Source organism: Cupriavidus taiwanensis, assembly GCF_900249755.1.
GTDB lineage: Bacteria > Pseudomonadota > Gammaproteobacteria > Burkholderiales > Burkholderiaceae > Cupriavidus > Cupriavidus taiwanensis_D.
This window is the reverse complement of the sequence record NZ_LT976853.1, coordinates 2923808-2943903: the sequence shown is the minus strand read 5'-3', so window position 1 is coordinate 2943903 and position 20096 is coordinate 2923808. Positions and strand designations below refer to the sequence as shown.

Annotated in this window: 19 protein-coding genes, 1 tRNA gene and 1 pseudogene; 12 read left to right on the top strand and 9 right to left on the bottom strand. The window is 67.8% G+C overall.

Annotation, left to right across the window (positions count from 1 at the left end; translation table 11 throughout):
* The first annotated feature begins 6 nt into the window (after positions 1-6).
* Positions 7-819 (top strand): N-formylglutamate deformylase, encoded by an 813-nt coding sequence (hutG, locus tag CBM2594_RS13455; RefSeq protein WP_116357261.1) that lies wholly within the window; start codon positions 7-9, stop codon positions 817-819.
* A 296-nt stretch (positions 820-1115) separates the two neighbouring features.
* On the opposite strand, the gene CBM2594_RS13450 is transcribed toward hutG, so the two are convergent.
* The 3 genes from CBM2594_RS13450 to CBM2594_RS13440 form a co-directional block, all read right to left on the bottom strand.
* A complete protein-coding gene (locus tag CBM2594_RS13450; protein ID WP_116357260.1) occupies positions 1116-2741 on the bottom strand; it encodes a bifunctional aspartate transaminase/aspartate 4-decarboxylase in 1626 nt (541 codons plus the stop codon).
* A gap of 94 nt (positions 2742-2835) precedes the next feature.
* Positions 2836-4521 carry an aspartate-alanine antiporter gene (gene aspT / locus CBM2594_RS13445; RefSeq protein WP_116357259.1) on the bottom strand — a complete coding sequence of 562 codons (1686 nt, stop codon included), beginning with the start codon at positions 4519-4521 and terminating at the stop codon, positions 2836-2838.
* Between the two features lie 363 nt (positions 4522-4884).
* A complete protein-coding gene (locus tag CBM2594_RS13440) occupies positions 4885-5628 on the bottom strand; it encodes a M48 family metallopeptidase (protein ID WP_116357258.1) in 744 nt (247 codons plus the stop codon).
* 245 nt (positions 5629-5873) lie between these two features.
* Here CBM2594_RS13440 and CBM2594_RS13435 point away from each other — a divergent pair, with 245 nt between their 5' ends.
* The 3 genes and pseudogenes from CBM2594_RS13435 to CBM2594_RS26835 form a co-directional block, all read left to right on the top strand.
* Positions 5874-6197, top strand: a complete 324-nt coding sequence (locus tag CBM2594_RS13435; protein WP_198048128.1) for a type II toxin-antitoxin system RelE/ParE family toxin — start codon at positions 5874-5876, stop codon at positions 6195-6197.
* Complete coding sequence (locus CBM2594_RS13430) at positions 6178-6489, top strand: helix-turn-helix domain-containing transcriptional regulator (protein ID WP_116357257.1); 312 nt, start codon at positions 6178-6180, stop codon at positions 6487-6489. Before CBM2594_RS13435 ends, CBM2594_RS13430 begins: the two co-directional genes overlap by 20 nt.
* Positions 6490-6530: 41 nt before the next feature.
* Positions 6531-6695 (top strand): annotated as a pseudogene (locus tag CBM2594_RS26835) (BrnA antitoxin family protein); the annotation flags it as partial.
* A 75-nt stretch (positions 6696-6770) separates the two neighbouring features.
* On the opposite strand, the gene CBM2594_RS13420 reads toward CBM2594_RS26835, so the two are convergent.
* Positions 6771-6855, bottom strand: a tRNA-Leu gene (locus tag CBM2594_RS13420).
* Positions 6856-7008: 153 nt separating this feature from the next.
* Here CBM2594_RS13420 and CBM2594_RS13415 point away from each other — a divergent pair.
* A complete protein-coding gene (locus CBM2594_RS13415) occupies positions 7009-7929 on the top strand; it encodes an alpha/beta hydrolase (RefSeq protein ID WP_116357256.1) in 921 nt (306 codons plus the stop codon).
* Between the two features lie 31 nt (positions 7930-7960).
* Here CBM2594_RS13415 and CBM2594_RS13410 read toward each other — a convergent pair whose 3' ends face one another.
* The 4 genes from CBM2594_RS13410 to CBM2594_RS13395 form a co-directional block, all read right to left on the bottom strand.
* Positions 7961-8842, bottom strand: a complete 882-nt coding sequence (locus CBM2594_RS13410) for an NAD(P)-dependent oxidoreductase (protein WP_116357255.1) — start codon at positions 8840-8842, stop codon at positions 7961-7963.
* A gap of 30 nt (positions 8843-8872) precedes the next feature.
* The gene (locus CBM2594_RS13405) at positions 8873-10039 is read right to left on the bottom strand and encodes an ABC transporter substrate-binding protein (RefSeq protein WP_116357254.1); all 1167 of its coding nucleotides are present in this window, start codon (positions 10037-10039) and stop codon (positions 8873-8875) included.
* Positions 10040-10128: 89 nt separating this feature from the next.
* Positions 10129-11292: a methyltransferase gene (locus CBM2594_RS13400; RefSeq protein WP_116357253.1), complete on the bottom strand. Its 1164-nt coding sequence runs from the start codon at positions 11290-11292 to the stop codon at positions 10129-10131.
* An 87-nt stretch (positions 11293-11379) separates the two neighbouring features.
* Positions 11380-12321, bottom strand: coding sequence for a CysB family HTH-type transcriptional regulator (locus CBM2594_RS13395; protein ID WP_116357252.1), 942 nt, complete (start codon positions 12319-12321; stop codon positions 11380-11382).
* A gap of 164 nt (positions 12322-12485) precedes the next feature.
* Here CBM2594_RS13395 and CBM2594_RS13390 point away from each other — a divergent pair, with 164 nt between their 5' ends.
* From CBM2594_RS13390 to cobA, 7 genes are read left to right on the top strand one after another with little or no spacing between them, the layout of a single operon-like run.
* Entirely contained in the window at positions 12486-13259 is a 774-nt protein-coding gene (locus CBM2594_RS13390; protein WP_116357251.1) for a sulfite exporter TauE/SafE family protein, read from the top strand.
* Positions 13260-13287: 28 nt separating this feature from the next.
* Positions 13288-14970, top strand: a complete 1683-nt coding sequence (locus CBM2594_RS13385) for a nitrite/sulfite reductase (RefSeq protein ID WP_116357250.1) — start codon at positions 13288-13290, stop codon at positions 14968-14970.
* Positions 14971-14988: 18 nt separating this feature from the next.
* The gene (locus tag CBM2594_RS13380) at positions 14989-15582 is read left to right on the top strand and encodes a DUF934 domain-containing protein (RefSeq protein ID WP_116357249.1); all 594 of its coding nucleotides are present in this window, start codon (positions 14989-14991) and stop codon (positions 15580-15582) included.
* Positions 15579-16391: a phosphoadenylyl-sulfate reductase gene (locus tag CBM2594_RS13375; RefSeq protein ID WP_116357248.1), complete on the top strand. Its 813-nt coding sequence runs from the start codon at positions 15579-15581 to the stop codon at positions 16389-16391. The genes CBM2594_RS13380 and CBM2594_RS13375 overlap by 4 nt, the downstream gene beginning before the upstream one ends.
* Positions 16392-16403: 12 nt before the next feature.
* On the top strand, positions 16404-17369 hold the full coding sequence (gene cysD, locus CBM2594_RS13370) for a sulfate adenylyltransferase subunit CysD (protein WP_062801572.1): 966 nt from the start codon (positions 16404-16406) through the stop codon (positions 17367-17369).
* Between the two features lie 25 nt (positions 17370-17394).
* On the top strand, positions 17395-18699 hold the full coding sequence (locus CBM2594_RS13365) for a sulfate adenylyltransferase subunit 1 (protein ID WP_116357247.1): 1305 nt from the start codon (positions 17395-17397) through the stop codon (positions 18697-18699).
* Between the two features lie 27 nt (positions 18700-18726).
* The gene (cobA, locus tag CBM2594_RS13360) at positions 18727-19518 is read left to right on the top strand and encodes a uroporphyrinogen-III C-methyltransferase (protein ID WP_116357246.1); all 792 of its coding nucleotides are present in this window, start codon (positions 18727-18729) and stop codon (positions 19516-19518) included.
* Between the two features lie 171 nt (positions 19519-19689).
* Here the strand turns inward: cobA and CBM2594_RS13355 are convergent, their stop codons facing one another.
* Positions 19690-20088 (bottom strand): sirohydrochlorin chelatase, encoded by a 399-nt coding sequence (locus CBM2594_RS13355; RefSeq protein ID WP_116357245.1) that lies wholly within the window; start codon positions 20086-20088, stop codon positions 19690-19692.
* Between the last annotated feature and the right edge of the window lie 8 nt (positions 20089-20096).

Genomic DNA, 20096 nt, shown 5'->3' with positions numbered 1-20096 from the left:
ACCATCATGTCCTTTTCCACCGATACCCCCGCCTTCACCCTGCACCGGGGCACGCGCCCGCTGCTGGTATCGATGCCGCATGTCGGCACGCACCTGCCCGCATCGGTCTCGCAGCGCCTGACCGCCGAGGCCCGCACCGTGCCCGACACCGACTGGCACCTGGAGCGCCTGTACGGCTTCGCCCGCGAACTCGGCGCGTCGGTGCTGGCGGCCACGCACTCGCGCTACGTGGTCGACCTGAACCGCCCGCCCGACAACGCCAACCTGTACCCGGGCCAGGACACCACCGGCCTGTGCCCGGTCGATACCTTCGACAAGACCCCGGTCTACGCCGACGGCAACGGCCCCGACGACGCCGAAATCGCCGCGCGCCGCGACGCGATCTGGCGCCCGTACCACCAGGCGCTGGCCGACGAGCTGGCACGGCTCAAGGCCGCGCATGGCACGGTTGCGCTGTGGGACGCGCATTCGATCCGCTCGGTGCTGCCGCGCTTCTTCGACGGCAAGCTGCCGGATTTCAACCTCGGCACGGCCAACGGCGAAAGCTGCGACGCGGGGCTGGCGAACCAGCTGCTCGAGCAGGCCAGCGCGGTGCCCGGCCATACCGCGGTGCTGAACGGGCGTTTCAAGGGCGGGTATATCACGCGGCAGTATGGCAAGCCGGCCGACGGCGTGCACGCGGTGCAACTCGAACTGTCGCAGTGCGCGTATATGAGCGAGACGTATCCGTTCGCCTATGACGAGGCGCGCGCCACTGCCTTGCAGCCGGCGCTGCAAGGCATGCTGGCAACGGTGCTAGCTTTCGTCGAATCGCGGTAAGGACCCAGGGCCAGCCGCCCGCACGCTGGCCATGGCGACTTGCTCCCGGTAACCGACACGTCGTCCCCGCGTAGGCGGGGACCCAGTGTCTTTGAAGCGCAAGCGCTTCTCAAAGTCGCTGGGTTCCCGCTTTCGCGGGAATGACGGTGGTCTTTGATTTCTTGGTGGTAGATGCCCGGCCCTCACCCCGACCCTCTCCCGGCGCGGGAGAGGGAGCCAACCACCGCAAATCGGCGATCGCACCATGAAAAAAAGGCCCGGCGCAATACCGGGCCCCGGTGCTTACCTGCGCTGCCTTACTTCTTCACCACATTCTTGTCCGCCTTGCTGCCAGTGGCCTCGTTGTACTTCTCCACGTACGCCTCGAACAGCTTGCGGATCGAGCGCCCGATCTTGGCGTAGTCCGCTTCGTTCAGGTTCGCCAGCGAGACCCGCCCGGACGGATGGCGCGTGCCGAAGCCGCGGCCCGGCAGCAGCACCACGCCGGCCTCGTCGGCCAGCTGGAACAGCAGTTCGTTGGGCTCGACCGAGTTCAGCACCCATTTGACGAAGTCCGGCCCGATCGCCTTGCCGCCGAGCTGTTCGAGATCGAGCAGCGTGTAGTAGTCGACGGCGTTAGGGTCGTCGCCTTCCGGCGCAATGCCGATCTCGCGGTACAGCGCGGCCTTGCGGCTGCGGATCAGCCGCTTCATCGCGTTCTTGTAGTTGTCGGGGGTATCCATCAGCGAGAACAGCGAGAACAGCACCATCTGCACCTGCTGCGGCGTCGACAGGCCGGCGGTGTGGTTCAGCGCCACCGTGCGGCTGTCGGCAACCAGGCGGTCGATGAACTTCAGCTTCTGCGGCTCGGTGGTGATCGAGCTGTAGCGCTGGTTCAGCTCCTCGCGCGTCGCCTGCGGCAGCTTGCCGATCTGCAGGTCGAAGATATTGTCGCGGTGGGTGGCGATCACGCCCAGGCGCCAGCCGGTCGCGCCGAAGTACTTCGAGAACGAATACACCAGGATGGTATTGCGCGGGCACATCGCGAACAGCGAGACGAAGTTGTCGGCGAAGGTGCCGTAGACGTCGTCGGTCAGGATGATCAGGTCCGGGCGTTCCTCGACGATCGAGGCCAGGTATTCCAGGCTCTCGTCGCTCATGCGCACTGACGGAGGATTGCTCGGGTTGACCAGGAAGAAGGCCTTGACCTTGGGGTCGCGCAGCTTGTCGAGCTGCGCCTTCGAGTACTGCCAGCGCGAATCCGGGTCGGCGTCGACCGACAGCTCCACCAGCTGGTAGTCGTTCAGCTCCGGGATCTCGATGTACGGCGTGAAGATCGGCATGCCCAGCGCGATGGTGTCGCCCGCCTTGAGCAGGTGGTTCTCGCGGATGGTGTTGAACAGGTAGGTCATGGCGGCGGTGCCGCCTTCGACCGCGAACAGGTCGAAGTCGCCGATGAAGGGATGATCGCCGATCATCTCCTTGCGGATGTACTGGCTGACGATGGTTTCCGACAGCTTGAGCATGCGGTCGGGCACCGGGTAGTTGCACGCCAGGATGCCTTCGCACATCTCGTAGAGGAAGTCGCCCGCACTCAGGCCGAGCTGGTCGCGCACGTACGAGACCGCGCCGGCCAGGAATTTCACCCCCGGCGTATCGGCAAACTCGCGCGCGAACAGGTCGAAGCGCTCTTCGATGCCGTCGCGGCGCGGGAAGCCGCCGACACCCTCCGGCATGTACGAGAACGAGCGTTCCGATTCGCGCATCGCGAACAGGCCCAGCTGCCAGAAGCCGTGGCGCGGCACCGTCGCCAGGAAGTTGGGGTTGCCGCGGCCGGCGTTGAGCATCAGCCGCTCGGCGTCGCTGCTGGCGAGCTTGATCAGTTCATCCTTCAGTTCGAACGGCGAGAGGCTGGACAGCTTGGAGATATCGAACTTGCTCATGGCTTGCTCCTGTGTAGGCGCTTGTCGGTTGGATTGGCGGGCCGGGAAGAAAGGGATGGCCCGCGCGGCGGCAGAGAGGGCAAAGAGGAATGCGCTAGACCAGGCCCACCACCAGCGGCCCCAGCAGCGTCAGCAGCACGTTGGCGAGCGCATAGGTGATGGCGAACGGCACCGTCGGCACCGGGCTTTCGGCCTTGTCGAGAATGCCGCCGAAGGCGGGGTTGGCGCTGCGCGAGCCCGACAGCGCGCCGGCCAGCAGCGCGGCGTTGTCGTACCTCAGCACGTAGCGGCCGAACAGCATGGTCAGGAACAGCGGCAGCAGCGTCACCACCGCGCCCAGGATGAAGATGGTCAGGCCGCTCTGGCGCAGCGTGGTCACGGCCTGCAGGCCGGAGTTGATGCCGACGATGGCGACGAATGCGGCCAGCCCAAAGTCCTTCAGCAGCTGGCACGCGGCGGTCGGCATGGCGCCGAACATCTTGTGCTTGGAGCGGGCCCAGCCGAACACGAGGCCCGACAGCAGCGCGCCGCCGCCGGCGCCGAGCGTCAGCGGAATCGAGCCGACGCGCCAGACCAGCAGCCCCACCAGCAGGCCCACCAGCACGCCGGCGCCGAAGTAGACGAAGTCCGTCTTCTCGCTCGGCACCAGTTCATAGCCGGCGCTCTGGGCCGCGCGCTTGGTATCGGCCGGGGTGCCGTACAGCGTGATGATGTCGCCGTGCTGCAGCTTCAGGTCGGGCAGCAGCGGCAGCGGATGGTCATAGCGCTCGATGCGCTCGATATAGACGCCGTGGCGCATGTCGCGCCCGACCATGTCGACGATCTCGGCCACGGTCTTGTTGTTCATGCCCTTGGCCGTGAACACCACGTTGCGCGACTGCATCACCGCGCCCATGCCGTCGGCATCGGCCACTTCCTCGCCGATCTGCGCGGCCGCCGGCACCACGGCATCGCGGCGGCCGACCAGCAGCACCAGGTCGTCGTGCTGCAGCACCAGGTCCTGCGTGACTTCGATCTGCTTGCCGCCGCGCTGCACTTTCTCCACCGTCACCAGGTCTTCGCCGCCCAGCTCCAGTTGCGCGACAGTCTTCCCCGATGCATCGTTGACGCGATACAGCCGGCCGACCAGCCGCGGCAGCGCGCCGCGCTGGCCCGGTCCGTATTGCGGCAGGCCGCCGTTGAGCTGGGCCTCGACCTTCTTGGCATCGGTCTTCAGGTCCGATTTCATGAAGCGGGGCAGGATGTTGACGCAGACGATGATCGCGCCGAGCGAGCCGAACACATAGGTCACCGCATAGCCGACCGCGACGTTGGCCTGCAGCGTCTTGACCTGGTCAGGGGGCAGGCCAAGCTTGGTGATGGCGTCGCCCGCCGTGCCGATGATGGCCGACTGCGTCATGCCGCCGGCGGCCAGCCCCGCGGCCAGGCCCTTGTCGAGATGGAACAGCTTGGCCAGCACCACCACCGTGACCAGCCCGCACACCGCCATGAACACCGCCATGGCGATCTCGCGCAGCGAACTGCGGTTCAGCGAGTTGAAGAACTGCGGGCCGCTTTCATAGCCCACCGCGTAGATGAAGACCGCGAACATCACCGCCTTGACGCCGTTGTCGATCTCGACGCCGACCTGGCTGATCACCACCGCCGCAAGCAGCGAGCCGGCGACGCCGCCCAGCTGGAAGCGCCCGAAGGTGATCTTGCCGATCGCGTAGCCGACCGCCAGCGCAAGGAACAGCGCGGACTCTGGCGACTTCTGGAAAATCTCATGCAACCAATCCATCGAAGGCTCCTGGAAAGAGTGATGCAGGTTGGGCGAGTTGTGTCTTCCGGGGCGTGGGGGCGCTGGGGGACGGACACGGAGGCGATGACGTCCACGCTGGCCATATGCGGTGGCGGCACGCGAGCCCCCGCGTGCGACGGCATGGCCGTGTCGAGCTAGCGAGAGGGATTATCCGTGCCGCTTCGGGGCCGGCGTAGTGAAAGCTTTTGTCGGGGAATTAAACGCGGTCAACATTGCACACGCGCCGGCGCGGCTGCGCGCGGCGGGGTGGCGTGCGTGGCGCAAAAGTGCGGCGCGCACCCGCCAAAGAGAGAGTGCGCCTCACCCGGACGGGTGGGGCGGCAGGGGGAAGGCGCCGCTGCTTCAGCGCCCGCCGGCCAGGCGCGCTTCGATATGCTTGGCGCGTTCCAGCGAACCCGGATGCGAGCTCAGCATGCTCGACTGCCCGCCGTCGAGCGTCGACATCTTGCGGAACGCCGACGCCAGCGCCTGGCGATTTGCGCCGTTCTTCGTCAGCAGGTCAAAGGAGTAGTCGTCCGCCGCGGTTTCCTGGCGCTGCGAGAACTGCGCGTTGACGAACTGCTCGGCCAGCGCGCCGATCTGCGACGACGACAGCGCCGTCAGCGAAGCGATGCCGGTCGACCCCAGCAAGCCACGCGCCGCGGCCGCCGTGTAGGCCACCTGCATCGCCGCCTTGGTATGGCCCAGCGCCACATGGCCGATCTCGTGGCCGACCACGCCGCGCACCTCGTCGTCGCTCAGCAGGTCCATCAGCCCGCTGTAGACGCGCACGCAGCCATTGGCCATGGCCCAGGCATTGATGTCCTTGGTCATGTAGACCTTGGCATCGAGCGGCAGGCCGGTATTGCTCAGGCCGCTCATCACGGTGGCCAGGCGCCGGGCGTAGGTGCTGTTGGCCGCGGCGATGGTGTTCTTCTTGTCCATCTCGGCGCAGGACTGGTCCGACAGCGTCTTGACGCTGCTGTCCGACAGCGTGGCCGCGGTGAACAGGCTGCCGCCGGCCTGGGTCAGGCTTTCCATGTTGGCGCCGGCACAGCCGGCCAGCAGGGCGGCGCAGGCGAGGGCGGGTAGGGTCAGTCGGCTCATGGTGGCTCCGGGGTTCTAGGGGATGGCAATGCCATAGGATAGGAAGCCACGCCCGGGGGCACCAGTGGGCGCTGTCCGACACACCTTGAAACGTCGGCCGGAAGGCATCGCAGGTATAAGTGATGTGACCGAACCGGCTGGTGCCAAGAGAAAATTTCCAAAGCGGGCCTCAGCAACGCCCGAGCCGGTGGCTTGATCTTTGTTCGTTTTTAAACGAAAATGATCTCTACCGAATCGAGCACTACTTGACGTCGGGCGCGCATCAGGATCTCTACCTGGACTGGCTTCGGCGGCTGCGTGACAGCCAGGCCAAGGTGGCGGTGATTCGCCGGGTGGCCCGGGTCGAGCTGGGTAATTTTGGGGATCACAAGTTCTGCCGTGACGGCGTGTGGGAGCTGCGCATCGACGTCGGGCCGGGCTATCGGGTTTATTACGCCGTGTCCGGGCATCGCGTGGTGCTGCTCCTGTGTGGTGGCGACAAGCGAACGCAGGACGCGGATATTGCCCGAGCTGTGGGCTGTTGGCAGGACTGGCAACGGAGATCGGACGATGAGAAGCAGGCCCCATGACGAGGCGATGGCCGAGCTGTACCACAGCGATCCGGCGCTGGCGCTGGAGGTCATCAATGGCATCCTGGCCGATGGTGACCAGGCAGAGTTGCTGGTCGTGCTGCGCCAGATGACGCAGGCCTTTGGCGGTGTTCAGGCCGTGGCCGAGCAGGCGCACCTGAATCTTACCCAGCTCTATCGCACGCTGTCGCCGAAGGGCAATCCGGCGCTCAGCAGCCTGTCGGCCATTCTCAAGGCAATGGGAATGCGGCTGGCGGTGCAGCCATTGACCACATCTGCTCAGGCGACCTGAACAGCGCCACATGAAAGCAAACCGCTCATTGCCCAAAACGCGGGCGCGGCCGTCCGCGCGGTACCACGAAGACGGCCACGACCGTACGCCTCGATGACGATGTCCTCGAGGCGTTGAAGGCAAGCGGGCCGCGCTGGCAGACGCGGCTCAACGTCCTGGTTCGCGACTGGCTGAAGACGCACAGGCTCGACGAAATCGAGGTCTGAGCATGAGCCGGCCTCTTGTGGCGGGCTTATTGCCGGCTTATTTGCGGGCTTTGGCTTGTTGCTTGGGAAGAAATCTGGTGCCCGGGGTCGGACTCGAACCGACACGCCTTGCGGCGGGGGATTTTGAGTCCCCTGCGTCTACCTGTTTCACCACCCGGGCAGGTGTGACGGCATCGGAACCGATGCCGGGATGAGCCGGGGATTATGCCGGAAATCCTATCGGCGGACAACCGGCGCCGGGCCGGTCCGGGGCCGCGCAAATCCGGTAGCATGGCGTCCAGCCTAGCGCCCGCCGACCGCACCGACCGCCGCCATGACCGACCCAGACCTGCTTGCGCACCTCGCCCGCCTGCCTTCGCAGGACCCGGCCTTCTATGACCGCGAGTACAACAACCGCGCCAATGTGCCGGACAACCCGGCGCACCTGGCGCGCTGGGCGCAGTGGTCGGCGCAGGTGCGCGCACGCGGCCCGTTCCTGGCGGACCTGAGCTATGCCGGCGCGGATTCGCGCCATGCGTCTGGCGAGACCCTGGACTACTTCCCCGCGCAGCGCGCCAACGGGGCCTTGCCGCCGCTGCTGGTGTTCGTGCACGGCGGCTATTACCGCGCGCTCGACAAGCACGACCACAGCTTCGTCGCCAGCGCGCTGCCGGCGCTGGGGGTGTCGGTGGCGGTGGTCAACTACACGCTGGTGCCGGCGGCGACGGTGCCGGAGATCGTGCGGCAGGTGCTGCGCAGCGTGGCCTGGCTGTACCGGCAGGCGGACCGGCTGGGCCATGATCCGCAGCGGCTGTACCTGGCGGGGCATTCGGTGGGCGGCCACCTGGTGGCGATGCTGATGGCCGCGCGCTGGCCGCAACTGGGGGCGGACCTGCCCGCCGGGCTGGTGCGGGGCGGGCTTTCGGTCAGCGGGCTGTACGACATGGAACCGCTGCGGCGCGCGGCCTTCCTGCAGTGCGACCTGAAGCTGTCCGAAGCGGATGTCGCGCGATTGTCGCCCGCGTACATGGCGCCGGCCGATGATGCGCCGCTGGCCATCGCGGTGGGGGAACTGGAGGCGGCCGAGTACCACCGCCAGCATGCGCTGATCCGCGCGGCGTGGCCGGCCAAGGTCAGGCATCCGGCGGCGAGCGACCTGGTGCTGCCGGACTGCCATCACTTCAACGTGCTGGACAGCCTGGCCAGCGCGGACGGCGCGCTGACGCGCGCGGTGCTGCAGTTGATGGGGCGCTGAGCGCACGGGCGGCCGGTGCCGGCCGGGGGGCTCAGCCCTCCAGCACGCGCAGCAGCGACGAGGTATCGTCCTTGCCCCAGCCCTTGTCCATCAGCGCGCGCAGTTGCGCCGAGGTGGCCTGCATCGCCGGCAGTTCCAGGCCGATTTCCTCGGCGATGTCGCGCGCCAGCCCGAAGTCCTTGTCGTGCAGCCGTGCCTCGATGCCGGCGGCAAAGTTGCGCGCCACCATCTTCGGGCCCATCAGGTCGAGCATGCGGCTGCCGGCCATGCCGGTCGCCATGGCCTCGAACACGCGGCCGGTGTCGACGTTCTGCGCGGCGGCAAAGCGCAGGGCCTCGGCAATGCCTTCGATATTGACCACCTGGGCGATCTGGTTGCACAGCTTGGCGACCTGGCCGGCGCCGTGGTCGCCGATATGGGTGATGGTCTTGCCCAGGCGCTCGAGCAGCGGGCGCACCCGCTCCAGCATCTCGGCCTTGCCGCCGACCATGATGGTCAGCGTGCCGGCCTCGGCGCCCATGGTGCCGCCCGAGACCGGGCAGTCCAGCGCCTCGATGCCGCGCGCGGCCAGCGCCGCGGCGATTTCCCGCGTGACGATGGGCGAGATGGTGCTGTGGTCGACGCAGATGGTGCCGGGCGCGGCGCCGTGGATCACGCCCTGCTCACCCAGCAGCACCTCGCGCACGTCTTCGGACGAGGTCACGTTGGTGAACACCACGCTGGCGCCGCGCGCCGCCTCGGCGGGCGAGAAGAACGGTTCGGCCCCCAGCGCGCGCGCGGCCTCGGCGGCTTCCGGGCGGCGCACGAAGGCGCGCACGGTGTGGCCGGCGGCCAGCAGGTGGCGCACCATGTGCGAACCCATGGCGCCCAGGCCGATGAAGGCGACGGTGACGGGAGTGTGGCTGCTGCGCATGTCGATGCTTCCTTTCGTGTTGCGGCGGGCTTACTTGTCGCCCGCATAGGCAAACTTGCCGTTGCGGATCACCCCCATCACGCGCGAACGCTGGTCGAAGCCCTGATGGTCCTTCGGGTTCAGGTTCATCACGCCGTTGGGGATGGTGAGATTGGTCGTGGTTTCCAGCGCGTCGCGCATGGCGGCGCGGAATTCGCGCGTGCCGGGCTGGGCGCCGCTCTTCAGCGCGCGGCGGGCGGCGTCGTCGAGCAGCATCCACGCGCCCCAGGCGTCGCCGGCGAACTGCGTGACGCTGTCGGCGCCGTACTTTGCTTCGTAGCGATTGACGAAGTCCAGCGCCACCTTGCGCACCGGGTGGCTCTCGGGCAGCTGGCGCGCGACCACCACCGGGCCGGTCGGGAACAGCGTGCCTTCCACGTCCTTGCCGCCCATGCGCAGGAAGTCCCAGGTGGCGATGCCGTGGGTCTGGTAGACCTTGCCCTTGTAGCCGCGCTCGCCCAGCGTCTTCTGCGGCAGCACCGACGGCGTGCCGGCACCGGCGATCAGGATCGCGTCGGGGTTGGCCGCCATCAGCTTGAGCACCTGCCCGGTCACCGAGGTGTCGTTGCGCGAGAAGCGCTCGCTGGCAACGACCTTGATCTTGCGCACTTCGGCCAGCTTGGAGAACTCGCGCCACCAGCTTTCGCCGTAGGCGTCGGCAAAGCCGATGAAGCCGACCGTCCTGACGCCGTGGTTGCTCATGTACTCGGTCAGCACGGTGGCCATGTGCGAGTCGTTCTGCGGCATCTTGAAGGCCCAGCGGCGCTTGGCGTCGGTCTGCGGCTCGACGATCGCGGCCGAAGCGGCCAGCGCCACCATCGGGGTCTCGCCCTCGGCCACGGCGTCGAGCGCGGCGATGGCGGTGGGGGTGATATTGGGGCCGACGATCACGTCGACTTTTTCCTCGGAGATCAGCTTGCGCACGTTGCGCACCGCGGCGGCGGGGTCGGTGCCGTCGTCCAGGATGATGTAGTGCGCCTTCTGGCCGCCCAGCGTCTGCGGCCACATCAGCACGGTGTTCTTGGACGGGATGCCGATCGAGGCGGCCGGCCCGGTGGTGGATACATCGATGCCGACGCGGATGTCGGCATGCGCGGCGGCGCTGGCGCAGAGCAGCGCGCCGGCCAGCAGCAGGGGGCGCAGGGGCAGCTTCAGCATGGTCTCCTCCGTTCTTATATGTGACGGGAAAGGATAGCCGAACTCGGCCGGCGCGGCACCGTGGCCCCGCGCCAGCGGCTTGAGCAGCCTTAGCGCACGCCCAGGCGCCAGAGCGATGTCACTTCCGCCGAACGCGCCGCGTGCAGCGGGTCGGCCGCGTCGGCCGCGCGCGGGTGGCGCGGGCGGATGTCGGAGCGGCCCAGCACCTTCAGCCCGGCGGCGTCGATCCAGCCGGTCAGTTCGTCGCGCGAGCGCAGGCCCAGGTGCTCGGCCAGGTCCGACAGCAGCAGCCAGCCTTCGCCGCCAGGTTCCAGATGCTCGGCCAGCCCTTGCAGGAAGCCGCGCAGCATGGCGCTGTCCGGGTCATAGACCGCGCGCTCGACCGGCGAACTGGGCCGTGCCGGCACCCAAGGCGGGTTGCACACCACCAGCGGTGCGCGGCCTTCGGGGAACAGGTCGGCCTCAACGATCTCGACCTCGGCGCTGTAGCCGAGCCGGTCGATGTTCTCGCGCGCGCACGCCAGCGCGCGCGGGTCCTGGTCGGTGGCCACCACGCGCTGCACGCCGCGCCGGGCCAGCACCGCGGCCAGCACGCCGGTGCCGGTGCCGATATCGAAGGCCAGCGTCGTGGCCGGCAGCGGCTCGGCCGCGACCAGGTCGACGTACTCGCCGCGCACCGGCGAGAACACGCCGTACCACGGGTGGATGCGGTCTTCCAGCGCGGCGATCTCGACGCCCTTCCTGCGCCATTCGTAGGCGCCGATCATGCCCAGCAGCTCGCGCAGCGAGGCCACGTAGGGCTCGCCGGCCGCGCCGTAGACCTGCTCGCAGGCGTCGCGCACATCCGGCGCGCGACGCAGCGGAATCTCGTGTCCGGCCTCGAACGGCAGCAGCAGCATGCCCAGCGTGCGCGCGCGCTGCGACTGCGCCAGCCGGTGCAGGTGGAAGGCCTCGGTGGGCGACGCGCCCGCGCCCTTGCTCTTGTCTTTGGCCTTTTGGCCGGGGCGGCTGGCCTTCTTGGGTTTGCGCTCGGTGCGGCGCGCCAGCGCGTTCAGCAGCTGGCGCGCGTTCTGGAAATCGCCGCGCCACAGCAGCGCGGTGCCTTCGCAGGCCAGCCGGTAGGCGGTATCGGCGCTGGTGGTGTCGTCGGCGACGACCACGCGCCGCGGCGGCGGCAGGCCCGCCTCGGAGCGCCAGGCGGCGCTGTGCTCGACGCCGTTTTCGGTCCAGTGGATGCGGGGCAGGTCGCTCACAGGGCCTCCGGGCGGCGGGATGGGGTGTGCAGGGCAGGCATCGTGGATGGGCTTCTTATATAGATAGAGAGCGGCGGCGTGGCCGGCTCAGAGTTCGTAGGCTTCGTGGTCGCCGGACATGGCCTGCTCGACCAGCTTGCGGTTGAGCGTTGGCGAGAACAGTTCGATGAAGGTGTAGACAAAGCTGCGCAGGTAGGCCCCCTGCTTGACGGCCAGGTGGGTCACGTTGCTGCCGAACAGGTGCCCGGCGGCAATGCCGCGCAGGTTGCGGTCGCGCTCGGCATCATAGGCGACCCCGGCGACGATGCCCACGCCCAGCCCGATCTCGACGTAGGTCTTGATCACGTCGGCGTCGATGGCCTCGAGCACGATGTCCGGCGCCAGGTGGCGCAGCGCGAAGGCCTTGTCGATCTTGGTGCGGCCGGCAAAGTTGGCATCGTAGGTGACCAGCGGGTACCCCATCAGGTCTTCCAGCGCCAGGTGCTTCTTGTCCAGCAGCGGGTGGTCGGGCGGCGTAATCACCATATGGGTCCACTGGTAGCCCGGCAGCGACACCAGGTTCTTGTCGCTGGAGATGCCTTCGGTGGCGATGCCGATGTCGGCGTGGTCATGCAGCAGCATGTCGGCGATCTGCGCCGGGTTGCCCTGCTGGATCGACAGCCGCACCTTGGGGTAGCGCTTGGTGAACTCGCTGATCACGCGCGGCAGCGCATAGCGCGCCTGCGTGTGCGTGGTGGCGATGGTGAAGTTGCCCTGGTCCTGCGCCGCATAGTCCATGCCGACGCGCTTCAGGCTTTCCACCTCCTGCAGGATCTTCTCGACCGAGCTCAGGATGCGGCGGCCGGGCTCGGTCAGGCTGCGGATACGCTTGCCGTGGCGGGTAAAGATATCGACGCCCAGCTCTTCTTCCAGCTCGATGATGGCCTTGGACACGCCGGGTTGTGACGTGTAGAGCGCTTTGGCGGCCTCGGTCAGGTTGTAGTTCTGCCGGACGGCCTCACGCACGAAGCGAAACTGGTGCAAGTTCATATATCTGGGTTCGTATAAACAAACAACTTCTTATTAGTTTGAGGTATGAGGCCAGTTTATTACGATTCTCGAACTTTGTTAATGAACGGCCTGCCCTCGGTGCGCCTTCTCGCCGCAGCCCGCTGCACGGCGAGAGCCGCGGGCCACGCCACACCGAGCCCCACATGTCCCTGGCCTATACCGCTTCTGGTCTGTTCGTAGGCGTCCTCGTCGGCCTGACCGGCGTGGGAGGGGGCTCGCTGATGACGCCGCTGCTGACGCTGCTGTTCGGCTTCTCGCCGGCCACCGCGGTCGGCACCGACCTGGCCTTCGCCGCCATCACCAAGGGTTTCGGCACCATCGCGCATCGCGCCCACGGCCACGTGCAGTGGCAGGTGGTGCGGCGCCTGTGCATCGGCAGCATTCCCGCGGCCGTGGCCGCCATCCTGGTGCTGAAAAGCGCCGGCGAACTCGACGCGCGGTGGCTGCATGCGATCCGCGTGACCATCGGCGTGTCGGTGCTGCTGACGGTGCTGTCGCTGCTGTTCCGCCGCCAGATGCTGGCCTGGCTGGAACGCAACCCGCGCTTCCAGCTGCATGGCCGCAGGCAGGTCGTCGCCACGGTCATCGTCGGCGCGGTGATCGGCGTGCTGGTCACGGTCTCGTCGATCGGCGCCGGCGCGGTCGGCGCCACGCTGATCCTGCTGCTCTACCCCCAAATGAAGCCGGCCGAAGTGGCCGGCACCGACATTGCCTACGCCGTGCCGCTGACGGCGCTTGCCGGGCTGGGCCATGTGTGGCTCGGCACGGTCGACTGGAATTTGCTGCTGGCGCTGCTGGTGGGTTCGATCCCCGGCATCTGGCTGGGCGCGCAACTGTCGCGGGCGCTGCCCGAGCGGCTGGTGCGCGCCGCCCTGGCGACCACGCTGACGCTCGTCGCCATCAAGCTCGTCTCCTGAATTCAACGAATACTGAACGGACCCCGCCATGTATCAGTACGACACATATGACCAGCGCATCGTCGCCGAGCGCGTTGCCCAGTTCCGTGACCAGGTGCGCCGCCGCCTGTCGGACGAGCTGACCGAGGAAGAATTCCTGCCGCTGCGGCTGCAGAACGGCCTGTACATGCAGCGCCACGCCTACATGCTGCGCGTGGCGATCCCGTACGGCCTGCTGTCGTCGACGCAGCTGCGCAAGCTGGCCCATATCGCGCGCGAATACGACCGCGGCTACGGCCATTTCTCGACCCGCCAGAACATCCAGTACAACTGGATGGAGCTGGAGCGCGTGCCCGACGTGCTGGCCGAGCTGGCCAGCGTCGAGATGCACGCGATCCAGACCTCGGGCAACTGCGTGCGCAACATCACCACCGACCACTTCGCCGGCGTCGCGCCGGACGAGTCGGTGGACCCGCGCGTGCTGGCCGAGCTGCTGCGCCAGTGGAGCACGTTCCAGCCGGAATTCGCCTTCCTGCCGCGCAAATTCAAGATCGCGATCTCGGCGTCGGCGGATGACCGCGCCGTGGTGCAGATGCACGACATCGGCGTCTACGCCTACAAGAACGCCGACGGCGACACGCGCCTGCGCATCCTGGCCGGCGGCGGCCTGGGCCGCACGCCGATCCTGGGCACGATCATCAAGGACGACCTGCCGTGGCAGCACATGCTGACCTATATCGAGTCGGCGATCCGCGTGTACAACCGCTACGGCCGCCGCGACAACAAGTACAAGGCCCGCATCAAGATCCTGGTCAAGGCCATCGGCGCCGACAAGTTCGCCCAGGAAGTCGAGGAAGAATGGCAGCACAGCAAGGACGGCCCGGGCACGCTGACGCAAGCCGAGTTCGACCGCGTCGCGCAGTACTTCACGCCGCCCGCGTATGAAAAGCTGGCCGATACCGACGCCTCGTACGAAAAGCACCTGCTCGAAGACAAGGCCTTCGCGCGCTGGGTCAGCCGCAGCGTGCACGGCCACAAGGTGCCGGGCTACGCCGCGGTGACGCTGTCGACCAAGCCGGGCCTGGCCTCGCCCCCGGGCGACGCCACCGCCGAGCAGATGGAAGCGGTGGCCGGCTTTGCCGACCAGTTCGGCTTCGGCGAGCTGCGCGTGGCGCATGAACAAAACCTGGTGCTGCCGGACGTGAAGAAGCAGGACCTGTACGCGCTGTGGCAGCTGGCGAAGAAGGCCGGCCTGGCGACGCCGAACATCGGCCTGCTGACCGACATCATCGCCTGCCCCGGCGGCGACTTCTGCTCGCTGGCCAATGCCAAGTCGATCCCGATCGCGCAGGCGATCCAGGAGCGCTTCGACGACCTCGACTACGTCTACGACCTGGGCGAGATCTCGCTGAACATCTCGGGCTGCATCAACGCCTGCGGCCACCACCACGTCGGCAATATCGGCGTGCTGGGCGTCGACAAGGATGGTTCGGAGTGGTACCAGGTCACGCTGGGCGGCGCGCAGGGCAACCAGACCGCGCTGGGCAAGGTGATCGGCCCGTCGTTCAGCGCCGAGGAAATGCCCGAGGTGGTGAGCCGCATCATCGACACCTTCGTCGCCAACCGCATCGAGGACGAGCGCTTTATCGAAACCCTGTCCCGCATCGGCATCGCCCCGTTCAAGGAGCGCGTGTACGCGGACAAGCAGCCGCGCGAGCGCGCCGAAGCCTGAGGACCGGAGAGACTGAACATGGCAAAGATCATTCAACTGCAACGCCACGATGCAACCGGCAGCGCGAACGTCACCCCGGTGATCGTCGAAGACAACTGGACCGTGCTGCGCGGCACCGAAGAGCAGCCGCTGACCGACGAACGGATCGCGGCTGCGGTGCAGGGTACGGACGCGGTGCTGTTCCCGCTGTCGGTGTGGAAGGCCAATGAAGCGCTGCTGGCCGGCCGCGACGCCGCCCGCACCGGCGTGTGGCTGGCGCCGGAAGACGAGCCGGGCGATGCCGCCGCGTACTTCGAGCGCGTTGCGCTGGTGGCGGTGGACTTCCCGGTGTTCCGCGACGGCCGCGGCTTCTCCACGGCCTACCTGCTGCGCACCCGCTACAAGTGGCAAGGCCAGCTGCGCGCCATCGGCGACGTGCTGCGCGACCAGCTCAACTTCATGAAGCGCTGCGGCTTCGACGCCTTCGCGGTGCGCGCCGACAAGAACATCGACGACGCGATCAAGGGCTTTACCGAGTTCACCGTGACCTACCAGGCCTCGGTCGACGAGCCGCTGCCGCTGTTCCGCCGCGCGCGCGCCGAGGTCGGTGCGCAGCCGAAGGAAACGGCATGAGCACGGTGCTGAGCGAGATCGCGGTGGTGGCGGAGACCGACGCCGGCGCGGTGTCGGGGCTGCGGCCGCCCGCGCTGTGGGCCGCGCCCGAGTACACCGGCAGCATCGAAGCGCTGGCGCAGAAGGAGCGCGAGCTGGGCGAGCGCCTGGCCGGCATCGCCGCGCGCTTCTTCCGCGCGCGCTTTGCCTCGAGCCTGGCGGCCGAGGACATGGTGCTGACCGACGCCATCCTGCGCGGCAGCGAAGCCGTGCGCGCCGGCATCCGCGTGTTCACGCTGCAGACCGGGCGCCTGCACGCCGAGACCCTGGCGGTGCTGGACAAGGTGCAGGCGCACTACGGCTACACCATCGAACAGTTCACGCCGGACGCCGAGGCGGTCGAGAACTACCTGAAGAAGCACGGGCTGAACGGCTTCTACGACAGCATCGACGCGCGCAAGTCGTGCTGCGGCATCCGCAAGGTCGAGCCGCTCAACCGCGCGCTGTCGCACGCCGACGCCTGGCTCACCGGCCAGCGCCGCGAGCAGGCCGTGACGCGCGCCGAGCTGCCGTTCGAGGAACTCGACGAAGCCCGCGGCATCCCCAAGTTCAACCCGCTGGCGGACTGGAGCGAGGCCGAGGTGTGGGCCTACCTGAAGCGCCACAACGTGCCGGTCAACGACCTGCACGCCAAGGGCTATCCCAGCATCGGCTGCGAGCCGTGTACGCGCGCGGTGCGCGCGGGCGAGGACGTGCGCGCGGGACGTTGGTGGTGGGAGTCGAAGGACTCGAAAGAGTGCGGGCTCCACGAACAGAACATCAAGCATTGAGGCCGGAACAAAATGGGCATCATGAACGACATCGCAGAAGCCACCTCGGGCGTGGCTCACCTGTTGCAGGTACAGAACGACCATCTCGACCGCCTCGAAGCGGAATCGATCTACATCATCCGCGAGGTGGTGGCCGAGTGCCGCAACCCGGCGCTGCTGTTCTCCGGCGGCAAGGATTCGATCGTGATGCTGCACCTGGCGCTGAAGGCGTTCCGCCTGGGCGAGCGCAAGATCGAGCTGCCGTTCCCGCTGGTGCATATCGACACCGGCCACAACTATCCGGAAGTGATTGCCTTCCGCGACCAGCGCGTGGCTGAACTGGGTGCGCGGCTGGTGGTGGGCCATGTCGAAGATTCGATCAAGCGCGGCACCGTGCGCCTGCGCAAGGACACCGATTCGCGCAACGCGGCGCAGGCCGTGACGCTGCTCGAAACCATCGGCGAGCACCAGTTCGACGCGCTGATGGGCGGCGCCCGCCGCGACGAAGAGAAGGCCCGCGCCAAGGAGCGCATCTTCTCGTTCCGCGACGAGTTCGGCCAGTGGGATCCCAAGGCCCAGCGCCCGGAACTGTGGAGCCTGTACAACGCCCGCATGGCGCCGGGCGAGCAGATGCGCGTGTTCCCGATCTCGAACTGGACCGAGCTGGACGTGTGGCAGTACATCGCCCGCGAAAAGCTGGCGCTGCCCCCGATCTACTACGCGCACCAGCGCGAAGTGGTGCGCAAGAACGGCCTGCTGGTGCCGGTCACGCCGATCACGCCCAAGCAGGACGGCGACGTCAGCGAAGTGCTGTCGGTGCGCTTCCGCACCGTCGGCGACATCAGCTGCACCTGCCCGGTGGCCAGCGTTGCCGATTCGCCGGAAGCGATCATCGCCGAGACCGCGGTGACCGAGATCACCGAGCGCGGCGCGACCCGCATGGACGACCAGACCAGCGAAGCCTCGATGGAACGCCGCAAGAAGGAAGGCTACTTCTAAGCCGCACGCAGCAAAGGATCCAGACATGACTCACCAAGCAACCCACCAAGGCCTGCTGCGCTTCATCACCGCCGGCTCCGTCGACGACGGCAAGAGCACGCTGATCGGCCGCCTGCTGTACGACAGCAAGGCCGTGCTGTCCGACCAGCTGACCGCGCTGGCCAACGCCAAGAACAAGCGCACCGCCGGCGAGCAGATCGACTTCTCGCTGCTGACCGACGGCCTGGAAGCCGAGCGCGAGCAGGGCATCACCATCGATGTGGCCTACCGCTACTTCTCGACCGCGCGCCGCAAGTTCATCATCGCGGATACGCCGGGCCACGAGCAGTACACCCGCAACATGGTCACCGGCGCCTCGACCGCCGACGCAGCCATCGTGCTGGTCGATGCCACGCGCGTCACCGTCAGGGACGGCCGCGCCGAGCTGCTGGCGCAGACCAAGCGCCATTCGGCGATCCTGAAGCTGCTCGAGATCCGGCACGTGATCGTCGCGGTCAACAAGATGGACCTGGTCGACTACAGCGAGCAGCGCTTCAACGAGATCCGCGCCGCCTACACCGAACTGGCCGGGCAGCTGGGCCTGAAGGACGTGCGCTACGTGCCGGTGTCCGCGCTGCGCGGCGACAACATCGTGCATGAAAGCGATGCCATGCCGTGGTACCAGGGCGAGCCGCTGCTGCCGCTGCTGGAAGAACTGCCGGTGGAAGAGGCTGCGCCCGAGGACGACGCCGCGCTGCGCTTCCCGGTGCAGCTGGTGATTCGCCAGGACGGCGCGCAGTCGGACGACTTCCGCGGCTACGCCGGCCGCGTCGAGGCCGGCACCGTGCGCGTCGGCCAGAAGCTGCGCGTGCTGCCGGCCAACCGCGAAGCCGTGGTGGCCGAGGTGCTGACGCCCAACGGCGCGGCCGCATCGGCCAATGTCGGCGACACCGTCACGGTGCGCCTGGCCGAGGATGTCGATGTATCACGCGGTGATATGTTCGTTGCCGCCGACGCCACCACCGCATCGGCCAAGAAGCTGCAGGCCGACCTGTGCTGGTTCGACGACGAGTCGCTGAACCCGGCACGCAAGTACGTGCTCAAGCACACCACGGCCAGCGTGTTCGCGCGCGTGTCCGCGGTGGACCGGGTGCTGGACGTGCACACGCTGTCGCACGAGACCGGCCGCCATGACATCCGCCTCAACGATATCGGCTCGGTGCAGATCTCGCTGCAGAAGCCGATCGTCTGCGATGCCTACGGCGACAACCCGGCGACCGGCGCCTTCGTGCTGATCGACGAAGCCACCAACCACACGGTGGCGGCGGGCATGATCCGTGCGTTCTCCTGACCGGTAACGACAGGAAAGGGGCGGCAGATGGACAAGCAGGCGCAGAAGACTTACGGCAAGGTGTTCCTGATCGGGGCAGGCCCCGGTGCGGCAGACCTCATTACGGTGCGTGGTGCACGGCTTCTGGGCGAAGCCCAGGTGGTGCTGCACGACGCGCTGGTGTCGCCGGAGATGCTGGCCTGGTGTCCGCAGGCGCAGCTGGTCGAAGTCGGCAAGCGCTGCGGCCAGCGCTCGACCGCGCAGCTGTTCATCAACCGCCAGATCGTCGACCTGGCCAGCAAGTACCAGCGCGTGGTGCGCCTGAAGGGCGGCGACCCGATGCTGTTCGGCCGCGCCGACGAGGAACTGCAGGCGCTGGAAGCAGCCGGCATTGAGTACGAAGTGGTGCCCGGCATCACCGCCGCGCTGGCGGCGGCTTCGGCCATCGGCAAGCCGCTGACCAGGCGCGGCGTGTCGCGCAGCGTGGCCTTTGCCACGCAGGCCAAGGCCGCGGATGGCGAGGGCTCGGCCGATATCGAAGCCGCGGTCAGGGCCGATACCTTGGTCTACTACATGGGCCGCGACCAGGCCGCGTCGATCGCCGCGCAGCTGATCGCGCACGGCAAGCCCGCCTCGACGCCGGCATGGGTGGTCGAAGCCGCCACCACGCCGCAGCAGCGCAGCCGCGAATTCACGCTTGGACAGATGGCGGCGGGCGAGGCGGCGGCGTGGATCGATCCGGTGCAGCCTAGCCTGCTGATGATCGGGGCGGCGCTGGCGGCGCGGGCTACTGAAGTGGGCAAAAGGGCGGCAGACACGATGGCTGTCAGGGCTGCCTGACACCGCTGGCACGCTGGCGGTGTGCTCCCCTCTCCCGCTCGCGGGAGAGGGGCAGGGGGTGAGGGCAGGCACTGGCATACCACTGCCTTGCACTTCGTGGGCAAGCCTGGCCCTCACCCCAACCCTCTCCCGCAAGCGGGAGAGGGAGCACGCCATCGGTGTGCCGGAAGGTCAGGGTTGGCCAAGCGAAGTCGCTTTCAACGAAGCTGCACAATACGCGGCGATCGCATCAAGCACACCCTCTGACTCACCCACAGCAGGCGCACAGCGTATCCGCAGCGACGGATATTGGTGCCGGCACTGCTCGATCAGCGCCGGCAGGTCGCGCCGGATATGCCCACCCTGGCCAAAGAACACCGGCACCACGGTAATCTCGGCCACGCCGTCGGCGGCAAGCCCGGCCAGCGTATCGGGCAACCCCGGCGACATCAGCTCCAGGAACGCCAGCCGCACCGCGCAGCCGGGCAGGGCGGCCACCAGCTTCTGCTGCAGCCGGTCGAACGGCTCGCGCCAGCGCGCATCGCGCGCGCCGTGCGCGAACAGGACCAGGGCTTGCGTTGGCGCGTCCATGGCAGGCC